This window comes from Luteococcus sp. H91, assembly GCF_038433135.1.
Classification (GTDB): domain Bacteria; phylum Actinomycetota; class Actinomycetes; order Propionibacteriales; family Propionibacteriaceae; genus Luteococcus.
Genome location: NZ_JBCDMV010000013.1, coordinates 127320 through 140475, shown reverse-complemented (window position 1 = coordinate 140475; position 13156 = coordinate 127320). Strand labels below are relative to the sequence as shown.

Here is a 13156-nt window from a genome sequence, read left to right as displayed (position 1 = left end):
TACGCTTGTTCACCTGGGAAGTGCTCCTTCAACCACGCTGATACAGACCTAGACAATCGGTATCTTCGCAGGTCAGAGGGCACTTCCCTCCTTCACGTCCAGCCACCCCCGTGAAATCTCCGGGCTAAGGAACCACGATGATTGACAAAGTCGTCTCTTCGCTGGATGAAGCGCTGGAAGGCCTCGCGCCCGGCATGAAGCTCTCCGTCGGTGGCTTCGGCACCTGCGGTACCCCCTTCGTCCTGATCGACGGCATCGTCGAACGCGGCGTCGGTGACCTGGAGGTCTACTCCAACAACCCCGGCACCCAGATCGACGAGACCGCCATGGGTCTGTCGAAGGTGGTGGAGGCCGGCCTGATGCGCAAGTTCTGCGGCTCCTTCGTCGGCTTCGCCAAGGCGCTGGAGCGGCAGTACCTGACCGGCGAGATCGACGTCGACCTGATCCCGCAGGGCACCCTGGCCGAGCGGATGCGGGCCGGCGGCGCCGGCATTCCCGCCTTCTTCACCCCCACCGGCGCCGGCTCGATGGTCTCCGAGGGCGGCCTGCCCATCCGCTACGACGCCAACGGCAATGTGATCCTGCGCTCCGAGCCCAAGGAGACCCGGGTCTTCACCCGTCCCGACGGCACCGAGGAGCTGTGCGTACTGGAGGAGGCGATCACCACCGACTTCGCGCTGATCCGCGCCCACAAGGCCGATCGTGACGGCAACCTGGTCTTCCGGCTGACCGCGCAGAACATGAACCCGTCGGCCGCGATGTGCGGCAAGATCACCGTCGTCGAGGTGGAGGAGCTCGTCGAGACCGGCGAGCTGCGCCCCGAGGAGATCCACCTGCAGGGCATCTTCGTCGACCGGATCCTGGTGCTCACCCCGGAACAGGCCGCCGACAAGGTGGCGGAGCGGATCATCACCCGCTCGGAGGATCCGGACGACAACGAGCCGCACGAGGCACTCGTCGCCAAGAATGAGCATGGTCAGCCGATCGGCTGGACCCGCGCCGGGATCGCCGCCCGCGCCGCCAAGGAGCTGAAGGACGGCAGCTACGTCAACCTGGGCGTCGGCATCCCCACCAGCATCCCGGACTACCTGCCCGAGGACGTCCAGGTGGTCTTCCAGTCCGAGAACGGCCTGCTGAAGTTCGGCCCCTTCCCGCTGCCCGACGAGGTGGACGCGGACCTGATCAATGCCAGCAAGCAGACCACCACGCTGGCCCCCGGCGGCTCCACCTTCGACTCGGTGCGCAGCTTCGACATGATCCGCGGCAAGCATGTGAACACCGCCGTGCTGGGCGCGCTGCAGGTCAGCGAGAAGGGCGACATTGCCAACTGGGGCATCCCCGGCCGCAAGACCAATGGCATGGGCGGCGCGATGGACCTGGTGAAGGGCGCGCAGCGGGTGATCGCCATCATGGAGCACCTCAACGTCCACGGCGAACACCGCATCCTCAAGGAGTGCACCTACCCGCTGACCGCGGCCGGCGCCATCTCCCTGGTGATCACCAACCTGGGCGTCTTCCAGGTGGCCGATCACGGTCTGGTGCTGACGGAGCTGGCCCCCGGCATCACCGTCGAGGACATCCGCGAGTACACCGAACCGGAAGTCCACGTCGCCCTCGACCTGCACAACTGACCCAAGCCGACCCCCAAGCCTTTCAGGAGCATCGACATGACCGACGTCTACCTGGTTTCCGGAGCCCGGACCGCCATCGGCAGTTTCATGGGTTCGCTGAGCAACCACACCCCCGTCCAGCTGGGCACGCACGCCGCCAAGGCCGCCATCGAGCGCGCCGCGGTGGATCCGACGGCGATCGACAACGCCTTCGTCGCGCAGATCATCCCGACCGCCGGCGAAGACCTGTACACCTCGCGGATGGTGAGCATCGGCGCGGGGATGCGGGAGGATTCCGACGCCCTGACCGTGAACCGGCTGTGCGGCTCCGGCGTGCAGGCGATCGTCTCCGGCGCGCAGTCGATCATGACCGGTGACGCCCAGCTCACCCTGGCCGCCGGCAATGAGGTGATGAGCCGCGCGCCGTACTCGGTCACCGGGATGCGCGCCGGCAAGAAGATGGGCGACGGGGTGCTCTACGACTGGCTCTCGGGCACCGTCACCTGCCCCTTCAACGGCTACCTGATGGGCGTCACCGCGGAGAATGTCGCGCAGAAGTACGGCATCAGCCGGGAACGCCAGGACGAGTTCGCGGCAGAATCCCAGCGTCGGGCCGCCGCGGCCATGGCCAATGGCACGTTCGCGGATCAGATCGCGCCCATCGAGGTGCGCAAGGGCCGGGAGACTGTCACCTTCGACGTCGACGAACACCCCCGCGCCACCACCGTGGAGAAGCTGGCCACCCTGAAGCCGAGCTTCACCAAGGACGGCACTGTGACCGCCGGCAACTCGTCGGGCATCAACGACGGTGGCGCCGCGGTGCTGCTGGCCTCCGGCGAGGCGGTAAAACAGCACGGCCTGAAGCCGATGGCCCGGGTGGCGGGCTGGGGGATGGCCGGCGTCGCGCCCGACCTGATGGGCATCGGGCCGGTGGCTGCCGTGCCGAAGGCCCTTGCCAAGGCCGGGATCACCCTGGACCAGGTGGACGTGATCGAGTCCAACGAGGCCTTCGCCGCGCAGGCGCTGGCGGTCTCCGACGCGTTGGGCTTCGACCCGGCCAGGACCAATCCCAATGGCGGCGGCATCGCGCTGGGGCATCCCGTCGGCGCCACCGGCGTGATGCTGGCGGTGAAGGCGATCTACGAGATGCGCGCCGCCCAGGCCCGCTATTCGCTGATCACCATGTGCATCGGCGGCGGTCAGGGCATCGCCCTGGTGCTGGAAGGAGCATGATGACCAGCCATCAGCTCATCCCCGCCATCGACGCCCCGATTCGCACCGCCGCGGTGCTGGGCGCTGGATCCATGGGCGCCGGCATCGCCGCACACCTGGCCAATGCCGGTGTTGAGGTGCTGCTGTTCGACATTCCCGCGCCCGACACCAAGCCCGGTGACCCGGCCGAGCAGCGCTCCGCCCGGGCGCAGGCCGGGATCGACGCGCAGGTGAAGCGTCGCGGCTTCATGCAGCCCGGCTTCGCGGCGCGGGTCACCCCGGTGAACACCGACGACGACCTGACCCGGCTGGGCGAGGCGGAGTGGATCGTCGAGGCCGTCTTCGAGGATCCGCAGGTGAAGGCCGACACCTACGCCAAGATCGCCCAGCACCGGCAGAGCGGCAGCATCGTGTCGTCCAACACGTCGACCATTCCGCTGGCGCAGCTGACCGAGGGGATGGAGCCTGATCTGCGCAAGCACTTTGCCATCACCCACTTCTTCAACCCGCCGCGGGTGATGCGGCTGGTGGAGGTGGTCTCCTCCCCGGACACCGATCCGGCCGTCGTCGAGCGGTTGACTGTGGTGCTGGAGCAGCAGTTGGGCAAGGTGGCGCTGCCCTGCCGGGACACCCCCGGTTTCATCGCCAATCGGATCGGCAATTTCTGGATGGAGTCGGCGGCCTGTCTGGCGCTGGACGCCGGGTTGCCGATCGAGCTGGCCGATGCGGTCTTCTCCAAGCCCTTCGGGATCCCGCGCACCGGCGTCTTCGGGCTGTTCGACTACATCGGGTTGCAGCTGGTGCGCCCGGTGTGGGGCAGTCTGCACCAGGCGCTGCCACAATCCGACGCCTTCCATCGCTTTGACATCATCAACAATCCGCTGGTGACCGGGCTGGTGGAGCGCGGACTGACCGGCCGCACCGGCGCCTCGGGCTTCTACCGGGGCCGCGACGAGGTGGTCACCGACGGTTTCGAGTACCGCGCCAAGCAACTGCCCGACGATCCCGCGCTGGCCGCGAAGGACGCCCGCGGCGTGATGAGTACCGACAGCCCCGCCGGCCGGTGGGCCTGGGACGCCTTCCGGGAGACCCTGGACTACTGCTGCGTCACCGCGCCCGAGGTGGCCGACACGGTGGACCATGTGGATCAGGCGATGGTGCTGGGCTACGGCTGGCAGCGGGGTCCGTTCGCGATGGCCGATGGCGTCGGGCTGGACTGGATTGTTGACCAGTACCGCGCGACGGGTCACGAGGTGCCGACGCTGCTGAGCGCCGCCGTGGCCGCGGGCGGTTTCTACCCGTCTGCCGGCCAGGTGCTCTCCGCCAGCGGCGACGTGGTGCAGCCCGCCCCGCGCGCCGGGGTGGTGACCGTCGCCGGGCTGACCGCCGAGGCGCCGGTCTGGGCGGAGAATGACGCCGCCGTGGTGCACCGGGTGGGCAACAACATTGCCCTGTTCAGCATGAAGACGCCGATGAACTCACTGCAGCCGGGCGTGCTGGACCTGTTTGACCAGGTGCTGGCTCAGGCTGAGGCTTGGGGTCTGCGGGCGCTGGTGGTGGCCGGTGACAACGAGCGGGCCTTCTGCGCCGGGGCTGACTTGGCGACGCTGGCCGGCCTGGGTGCCGCGGGCGATCGGCAGGCCATCGAGGCCTTCATCCGGCGCGGCGCGGAGCTGTTCAGCCGGCTGCGCTTTGCCCCCTTCCCGGTGGTGTCCGCGGTGCGCGGCGTCGCGCTGGGTGGTGGCGCGGAGCTGGTGCTGCACTCGGATCTGGCGGTGGTGCATTCCGAGGCCCAGCTGGGCATGCCGGAGCGCACCGTCGGGCTGCTGCCCGGCTGGGGCGGTTCGGTGCAGACGGTGCGGCTGATGCAGGAGGCCGGCGTCGAGGATCCGGTGCCTTCCGCCTTCGCGGTGATTGCCGACGCGAAGCCGGTGGTCGGCGCCTTCGATCTGGAGGCCCGCGGCATGCTGCACGCCGACGACCTGATCGCGCTCTCCCCCGACCACGTGCTCGGGGCGGCGCTGGAGGCCGCCGAGCGGTTGGCCGACGGCTATACACCGCCCGCCGAGGCCACCATCCGTCGACTGCCCGCCGGCTCCGAGCTGGAGCCAACCTGGCAGGGCAAGGACAAGAGCGAGAACGACGCCCGAATCCTGCGGGCGTTGGAGAAGCTCTACGTCGCCAGCGGCCCCGACGACCAGGAGCAGGGCGAACGCGAGCTGAGCCTGCTGGAGACGGCCTGCACCCTGGAGGCCTACACCCACCCGGACAGCGTGGCCCGCGCCGAGCACATGGCCAAGACCCGCAAGCCGCTCAAGAACTGAGCCCGGGAAGGACCGCTGAGAGTCGCCCGCCGGGGGTTTGATCGGCCACCGTCGCGATTGGATCTGGCGACAACAGCAGGGGCCCGGGTTGCGCGTGGAGTTCCACGTGAAACCCGGGCCCTTTCCCCTCAACAGGCTCTCAGTTCTTCAGACCCCTCGACAGGCTCGGGCATCGGGGCTGGGTGAGGCGAGGGTCGACTACTTCTTGCCCTCCGTGTCACCCTCCGAGTCGATGTCCGGGCGGGTGGAGATGTTCATCACCAGCGGCTTGTTCACCTCAGCAAAGAAGTCGTTGCCCTTGTCGTCGACGACGATGAAGGCGGGGAAGTTCTCCACCTCGATGCGCCAGACGGCCTCCATGCCCAGCTCGGGGTACTCCAGCACCTCCACCTTCTTGATGCAGTCCTGGGCCAGCCGGGCGGCGGGGCCACCGATCGAACCCAGGTAGAAGCCGCCGTGCTTGCCACACGCGTCGGTGACCTGCTGGGAACGGTTGCCCTTGGCCAGCATCACCATCGAGCCACCGGCGGCCTGGAACTGGTCGACGTAGGAGTCCATCCGGCCGGCCGTCGTCGGGCCGAAGGAACCCGACGCCATGCCCTCGGGGGTCTTGGCCGGGCCGGCGTAGTAGACCGGGTGGTCCTTCATGTACTGCGGCATCTCCTCACCGGCATCCAGGCGCTCACGGATCTTGGCGTGGGCAATGTCGCGGGCCACCACCAGCGTGCCGGTCAGGCTCAGGCGAGTCTTCACCGGGTGCTTGGTCAGCTCGGCCAGGATCTGCTCCATCGGCTGGTTCAGGTCGATCTTCACCGCCGCGCCCTTGCCGGTGCCGGAAACGCCGTGCGCCTCCGCGTCCAGATCCTCGTCGACATGATCCGGCATGTACTGCGCCGGCTCGAACTCCAGCTGCTCGATGAAGACGCCTTCACGCGTGATCTTGGCCTTGCACTGCCGGTCTGCGGAGCAGGACACGGCGATGGCGACGGGCAGCGACGCACCGTGCCGGGGCAGGCGCACCACGCGCACGTCGTGGCAGAAGTACTTGCCACCGAACTGGGCGCCGATCCCGAGCTTGCGGGTCAGCTCCAGCACGTCCTCCTCGAGCTCATGGTCGCGGAAGCCGTGGCCGGTGATGTCGCCGTGGTCGGGCAGGGTGTCCAGGTACTTGGCCGACGCGTACTTGGCGGTGCGCAGCGCCCACTCGGCCGAGGTGCCGCCGATCACGATGGCCAGGTGGTAGGGCGGGCAGGCCGCGGTACCCAGGCTGCGGATCTTCTCCTCCAGGAACTTCATCATGGAGTCGGGGTTCAGGATGGCCTTGGTCTCCTGGTACAGGTAGCTCTTGTTGGCCGAACCGCCGCCCTTGGCCATGAACAGGAACTGGTACTCGTCGACGTCATGGCCGGTGGCGGCCTCGATGTCGATCTGCGCCGGCAGGTTGGAGCCGGTGTTCTTCTCCTCCCACATGGTGATGGGGGCATTCTGCGAGTAGCGCAGGTTCAGCTTGGTGTAGGCGTTGTAGACGCCCAGGGCCAGGGCCTTCTCGTCAGGGCCCTCGGTGAGCACGTGCTGGCCGCGGTGGCCGGAGACGATCGCGGTGCCCGTGTCCTGACACATCGGCAGCACGCCGCCGGCCGCGATGTTGGCATTCTTCAGCAGGTCCAGCGCGACGAACTTGTCATTGGGGCTGGCCTCCGGATCGTCCATGATCTTCTTCAGCTGGGCCAGGTGGGAAGGACGCAGGTAGTGGGCGATGTCATGCATCGCGGTCTCGGCCAGCAGGGTGAGGGCCTCGGGCGCCACCTCCAGGAACTTGCGTCCGCCGGGCCCCTCGACCTCCTTCACACCTTCGGTGGTCAGCAGACGGTACGGGGTCTCGTCCTTGCCGAGCGGCAGCATGTCCTCATAGGCAAACTCAGCCATCTTCACTCCTTCGTTGGGCTGGCTCCAGTCTGTCATGCGACGACTTTCCGCGGCCCCCGGGGTAAGGGGATCGTCCCGCCCGACGAGGGCTGTTACTTGAAGCTGCGCGCCACCGTCTTCATTGCCTCATCGACGGTGAAGAAGGGGCTGTCCTGCGTGCTGCCGACGATGCTCACCATTCCGCCGTCGCGCGGCGCACAGAAGACCTTGGTGGTGGTGCCATTGTCGATCTGCCGGAAACCGACGCTCGGCTGCCCGTCGATCCGCGGGGTGCCGGAGAGCTTGCTTGTCGCCTCGCCACTGCCCAGCAACTGCTGGCAGTCCGAGTCCAGACTGCCGCCCAGCCGCGACGCGTGGCTGACCGACAGGGTGGTCATCGAATCGGAATCCAGCACGAAGGACAGGTTCTCGTCGCTGAGCTCCCCGGACTGGGTCCAGCCCACCGGCATGGTGAAGCTGCCGAAATTCGTGGACCACTCCTGATTGCCGTCCAGCGCCGGATCGACGGGCTGCACCTGCTCGGTGTGGGTGGTGCTGTGGATGGCCTGCCCGATCAGCCCAGACAGAGCAGGGGCGAAGAAGAGCAACCCGAAGAGCAGCGCGACGATTCCCTGTCCCTTGGCCCGAGCCTTGGCCTGGGTGGACGGGATGTTCACGCGCCGAGCGGCCGGGGGCTGTGAGGGTCTGGGTGGGACGGCCGTGCCCGGACCGATCGAGTTGGGGTGGCCCACCACCGGACCAGCCACCAGCGGTTCGGGAACCAGCGGCGGCGGCGCCAGCAGCGGGGCCGGTTGGGCCAACCGCTCGACGGGCAGCATCGGGCCCTCGTCGCCGTCGTAGTCGAAGTCCTCCAGCGTGGGCATCTGCACCGGCTCTGGCCTGGCGCGATGGTTCTGCTGCGCTTCCTGACGGCCGGCCGGTGCACCCGACGGCGCCAGAGCCGACGGCACCCGGGACATGGTGGACATCGTGCTGGGTTCGCGCCACTGCCGCATGGACAGCGTCGAGCTGGGGCCGGTGAAGCTCCAGTTCCCGTCGGCCAGCCGCTGGGCACGATCCACCCGATCGTTGATCCGCCGGTCCTCGTCGCGCTCCTGTTTCATCACGACCTCCCTGCTGGCCATGATGTCACGGCCCCCGGGGCAGGAACCCAACAACGATCCCCGAGCTTGTCGAGGGGCCCATCACTCGGGTGACGTCTCCTGGCCCAGCAGCTCCCCCAGCCACACCGGAATCTCCGCCACCAGCGTTTCACCGTCGACGCGGGTGATCTGCGTCACCTGCCCGTCGTGCCAGACGTAGACAAAGGGGGTCAGCGGCCCGGGCACCTCGTTGAACCCGACCATCGCGTAGTGCGGCAGGTGCATCAGCGCATGCATGGCCGGTTCGGGGGCATCGATCACGTGGAAGGCGAACTGGTGCCGGTTGGGCACGCAGAACAGCACGCTGCTCGTGGGGTCGGCCTGCGGAGCAAAGCGTGCCAGCACAGCGTCCATGATCAGCGGGGTGCTGCCGGCATAGACCCAGTCCGAGACGGCGGCTGTGAAGGTGGGTGGCTGGTCCTGCGGCAGCTCGGAGACCTGGAAGTCCGCCGAGGCAAAGTCCTCCCGTAGCCGCTGCAGGCCACGCTGGTAGGCCTCGTCAACATCCTCCACCTCGTCCAACAGCTTGTCGGTGACGGTCTGCACCGATTCGGGCAGGTCCACCGCCAGCGCACACCAGACCCCCGGCATCCACTCGCGGGCATAGGTCATGATCGGCCCCAAGGCGTCCGCGTCCTCCGGCATCAGGCGCACGATCAGCCGGTCCAGGTCCAGCGACTGGGACTCGCTCTGGTCGAGGCCCGCCATCGTCGTTCGCAGGTGTTCGGTCACGATCGACGGCCACACCACGTCCGGCTGGCCACTCACCTTGGCGGCAAGGTTCCACAGCCCGAAGAAGGCTCCGTCTGGTTGCGAGACCAGATGGTCATCCGCGACGTCAATGCTCATCCCACGCGCCTGCAGGTCCGCCGCCGCAAGACCGCGCAACCTGGTGGCTTGATCCACCGTGAGCATCGGCAGCGCAGCATCCATGTGCGGTGCCTCGGACGACTTCTTCTTCCGGAGAAAACCCATCACCGTACTCCCGTCTCGCTACGACGGGGAGCATAGGAGCGACCGGGGTCACCCGGTTCACCGACAGACCGAGCCCCGACGGGCCCGGCCGCCGCGCTCACCCCGGTGGAAAGGTCACTCGTCGGACTCCTTCTCCGCGTCCTTCTCGGCGCGAAGTTCCTCGGCGGCGGCCTCTTCCTCGGCCTTCTCCTCCCGCACCAGGGTGGTGAGGATCTTCACGACCTCCTTGGCGACGCCGGAAGCCGAGGCCGGATTCTGGCCCGTGACCAGCAGGTCGTCGACGCTGACACATTCGGCCCAGTCCTCGGCCTGCACCAGGTTCGCGCCCTGCGCCGCCAACTCGCTGGACAGCAGGAAGGGCATTGCGTCGGCCTTCCCGACGGCCTCCTCCTCGGAGTCGGTGAAGGCGGACACCTTGCGCCCCTCGACGATCCGCAGCCCATTGGCAAGCTCCACGTCGAGCAGCCCCGACGGGCCGTGGCAGACGGCAGAGACCACCGCACCACCATCGGCCAGCTCCTTGACCACCCGGGCCAGGTGCGGGTTGCCGCGGAAGTCGGCCATGGTGCCGTGGCCACCCACCAGGTAGATCGCGTCGTACTGGTCCGCCTCGACGAACTCCAACTTGGCCGTGTTGTACAGGCCAGCCTTAACCGTCTCGTCGTTCTCGAACTCCTCGGTGATCTCGTCACGCTCGCTGTTGGGGTCGACGGGCGGGGTACCACCCTTGATCGAGCCGAAGTCCACCACATGACCCGCATCGCGGAAGATCTTCCACGGGTGCGCGGCCTCACTCAGGGTGTAGCCGGTGGGCTCGCCGCCGATCTCGTCGGCGCTGGTCAGGACCATCAGTACCTTCTTCATTCCCCCAGCAAAGCCAATCCCGACGGTGGATGCCAGCTTCTTCGCGTCGGGTGAACAGACGCGAAGCCCCTGGAAAGGTGCATTGAGGGGGTTGGTGACACATTGAGGCGGATCGATCCGCCTCAATGTGCAAGCAAGCGCCTCAATGGCTTCCGGGAAGGGTTGCCCGATCTGTCCGGACACAGGGCTGCGGGGCCCGCCTCTCTCCCCCGAGAAGAAGCGGGCCCCGCAGCGGTCAGTCAGGAATCCCCGGCGCGGATGGTCAAGGACTCTCTGCTCAGTTCTTCCTGCGACGCAGGTAGCCGATGCCCAGCGCGATCGCACCGATCCCGCTTCCAACGGCCCAGGGGGAGATCCCCTCATCGGCGGACAGCGGCGTCATCGCCTCGGACTGGTCACCGGTGTGCGGCAGCACATTGGGACGGCTCCCGGTCGGCCGGCTCGACTCGGTGGTCGGCTCCTCGGTGGGCTCCTCCGACGACTCGGCGCTGGGCTCGTCACTCGGGCCCTCACTGGGCTCCGGGCCCACCGGTTCCGACGGCTCGGGAGCCGGGGTCCCAGACGGGGCGGGATCCTCGGACGGAGTGGGCGCCGGGGTCTCCGAAGGCTCGGGCGCCGGGGTCTCGGAGGGCTCCGGGGTGGGCGTCTGGGAAGGCTTGGGCGCCGGGGTCTCGCACTTCTCACCGATCAGGATCTTGCTGTCGACGACGATGTCATAGTCCTCGCCAGGGTCCAGGGTGTCCAGTTTCTCCTGGGTGCCGCGGTAGATGTCGGTCTGCACCACCCGACCGCACGGGATCTTGCTGCCCGCGGGGATCCGGGTCTGGGTGTAGGGCCAAGGATTCTTGGGGTCGGCGCCCTCGGGCAGGATCCACCACATCTCCACCTCGATCAGCTCGCCCTTGGCGGGAGCAGAGGAGGCGGAGGCGGGGCCCTTGCTGGGCTGGGTGCTGGCCGCGGGAGCCGAGGGGGTGGCCTCGGTGCCGGCGGAGCCGGACGGGGCCGGGGTGGGAGCATCGCTGGCCTGGTCAGCCAGAGCCGTACCGGTACCGAACCAGCTCCCGGAGGCCACCACCAATGCCCCGAGACAGGCGGCCGAACGGACGGAGAAATTACCAAGGGAACGCGACATCGCAGTCCTTCCGTAAAGCTGTGAATTGCCGCACTCCCCCGAGCGCAGGACATCAATTCACTGTTTGCCCCGACGAATTCACCCGTCGTCCCCCGACGACCCTCGTGGAATCACTGCAGGGCAACACCTCTCATCATCTCTCACCGGGGTGATATTTCGCCAGCATTTCAAGAAAGTCTTCTGACTAGCCGTTTTGCGACAATTCCCCTTGTCAGCCAATACCTGATGACCGACTTAAATCCTCCGTGATATGACGGATCGACTGACCAGATATTCCAGGGGCCACTTCATGTCCATCACATTATGCCGACCGGCATGGATTTCGGATTGCTGGAACCTGACCTCCTTGGAGGCCGACGGGCATTCGGGCAGCCGCAGGGATATCTCGACGGAACCCGGGCCGACCAGCACGGCGCCCCCGTCGCAGCATGGCGACGAGGGCGTCGAGGAACCCTTGGGCACAAGGAAAGGAGCACGTATGACCTTGGGAAAGGGGTCAAAGCCGTGGGTGCCCAGCGGGCTCGTCGGGAAGACTAGTACACCACGTCGTAGTGCGGAAATGGCCTTGCCAGAGAGCTCTCAGGCGGTGCTCTCCAGGCGCTGGGCGGCCACCGGGGCAGCCTTGCGCGCCAGCGGGAGGCAGACCTCGAAGCAGGCACCGGGGCGCCGCGGGCGGCCCTCCTCGTCGAGCGGCAGATCGGGGGCATCGGCGACGTAGACCACATCGCCGCCGTGGGCGCGGGCGTAGCCGCGGGCGATGGACAGGCCAAGGCCGGAACCCTTGGTGGTGGTGGCTGTGCTGGAGAGCCGCACCAGCCGGTCGAAGACCCGCTCGCGATCCTCGACGGGTATGCCCGGGCCGGAGTCGGTCACCCGGAGCACGGCCATATCCGCTCCACCGCGACGATCGGAACTCAGGTCGATCACCATCCAGCCCTCCGGGCCGGCGGCGCGGGCAGCATTGTCCACCAGATTGCGCAGCACGCTGGTGATGCCCTGACGGTCTGCCCGCACCAACTGGTTCCTGCCCTGGATCAGCACCTCCAGTCGCGGGTGGACGAGCGATATCCGACGCTGTTCGGCCAGCGCCAGATCCGCCAGATCCAGCAGCTCCAGGCTCAGCCGTGGGCCGGCGTCCACCCGGGCCGCCTCCAGCAGGCTGTTCACCAGGTGCCCGCCGCGGTTGGCCTCCCGGCCCAGCAGGAAGGCCAGTTGTTCGCGCTCCTCGTGGGCATCCTCGGGAAGCTGGATCAGGGATTCGGCGGCGGCCTGGATACCCGCCATCGGGGTCTTCAACTCGTGGGCGGCGTCGGAAAGGAAACCCTGCATCTGCTCCGCGGAAGCACGGGCCTGGGCCTCCGCGGCCCGGGCGCGGATCTCGGCACCCTCCAACTCGTCGAGCATCCCGTCGACGGCAGCGGCGGTGCGTCCCACCTCGGAGGTCTCGTGCGGCGCGGCCATCCGGATTCCGCGCTCACCCTCCTTGATCCGGTTGGCGCGGTCCGCCATCACCTCGAGGGGCTTCAGTGCGACGTCGGTGATCACGATGGTCAGCAGGCTGGCGCCGACAATGCCCAACAGGCCCACCAGCAGCAGCGACGCATCCAGGGTGCGCCGGGCGCTGACGATGGAATCGGTGGATTCCCAGACCGTCACCTCGGCGCCGCGCAACACCCCATTGGCATCCAGCGGGTCGGTCACGAACCGGGTGCGCTCGGCCGGACGGGGAGCACCGACCACCCTTCCGTCGGCCGTGAGGACACTGGCCTGCATGTTGCCCCGGGCCAGGTGCTCCACCAGATCCTCGGGGGTGATGGGTTCGCGCGCCAGGGTCTGGGCATGGGCGGCCGACGCGTTGAGCCGCCCCTCCATCTCGTTGATCTGCCGGTTCATGAACACGGCGTCGGTGACCACACCGACGCCCAGCATGGTGAGCACCAGCACCACGAACATTGCTGCCAGTACTCGAAC

Annotated in this window: 9 protein-coding genes; 3 read left to right on the top strand and 6 right to left on the bottom strand. The window is 67.8% G+C overall.

Features of this window, described 5'->3' with window-relative positions; translation table 11 throughout:
* Nucleotides 1-137 precede the first annotated feature (137 nt).
* Genes AAEX57_RS08115 through AAEX57_RS08105 form a run of 3 tightly spaced genes read left to right on the top strand, consistent with a single transcriptional unit; the run spans nt 138 to nt 5146 of the window.
* Entirely contained in the window at nt 138-1631 is a 1494-nt protein-coding gene (locus AAEX57_RS08115; protein ID WP_342091831.1) for a 3-oxoacid CoA-transferase, read from the top strand.
* A gap of 36 nt (nt 1632-1667) precedes the next feature.
* Nucleotides 1668-2843, top strand: coding sequence for an acetyl-CoA C-acyltransferase (locus AAEX57_RS08110; RefSeq protein ID WP_342091830.1), 1176 nt, complete (start codon nt 1668-1670; stop codon nt 2841-2843).
* Entirely contained in the window at nt 2843-5146 is a 2304-nt protein-coding gene (locus tag AAEX57_RS08105) for a 3-hydroxyacyl-CoA dehydrogenase/enoyl-CoA hydratase family protein (protein ID WP_342091829.1), read from the top strand. The genes AAEX57_RS08110 and AAEX57_RS08105 overlap by 1 nt, the downstream gene beginning before the upstream one ends.
* 198 nt (nt 5147-5344) lie before the next feature.
* Here AAEX57_RS08105 and AAEX57_RS08100 read toward each other — a convergent pair whose 3' ends face one another.
* The 6 genes from AAEX57_RS08100 to AAEX57_RS08075 all read right to left on the bottom strand — a co-directional run bounded on the left by AAEX57_RS08100 (nt 5345) and on the right by AAEX57_RS08075 (nt 13138).
* Nucleotides 5345-7072: a fumarate hydratase gene (locus AAEX57_RS08100; RefSeq protein ID WP_342091828.1), complete on the bottom strand. Its 1728-nt coding sequence runs from the start codon at nt 7070-7072 to the stop codon at nt 5345-5347.
* A 92-nt stretch (nt 7073-7164) separates the two neighbouring features.
* Entirely contained in the window at nt 7165-8175 is a 1011-nt protein-coding gene (locus AAEX57_RS08095) for a hypothetical protein (RefSeq protein ID WP_342091827.1), read from the bottom strand.
* Nucleotides 8176-8256: 81 nt separating this feature from the next.
* Complete coding sequence (locus tag AAEX57_RS08090; protein ID WP_342091826.1) at nt 8257-9189, bottom strand: hypothetical protein; 933 nt, start codon at nt 9187-9189, stop codon at nt 8257-8259.
* A gap of 114 nt (nt 9190-9303) precedes the next feature.
* On the bottom strand, nt 9304-10053 hold the full coding sequence (locus tag AAEX57_RS08085; RefSeq protein ID WP_342091825.1) for a type 1 glutamine amidotransferase domain-containing protein: 750 nt from the start codon (nt 10051-10053) through the stop codon (nt 9304-9306).
* A 277-nt stretch (nt 10054-10330) separates the two neighbouring features.
* Nucleotides 10331-11185, bottom strand: coding sequence for a hypothetical protein (locus AAEX57_RS08080; protein ID WP_342097773.1), 855 nt, complete (start codon nt 11183-11185; stop codon nt 10331-10333).
* 579 nt (nt 11186-11764) lie between these two features.
* Nucleotides 11765-13138 (bottom strand): HAMP domain-containing sensor histidine kinase, encoded by a 1374-nt coding sequence (locus AAEX57_RS08075; protein ID WP_342091823.1) that lies wholly within the window; start codon nt 13136-13138, stop codon nt 11765-11767.
* Between the last annotated feature and the right edge of the window lie 18 nt (nt 13139-13156).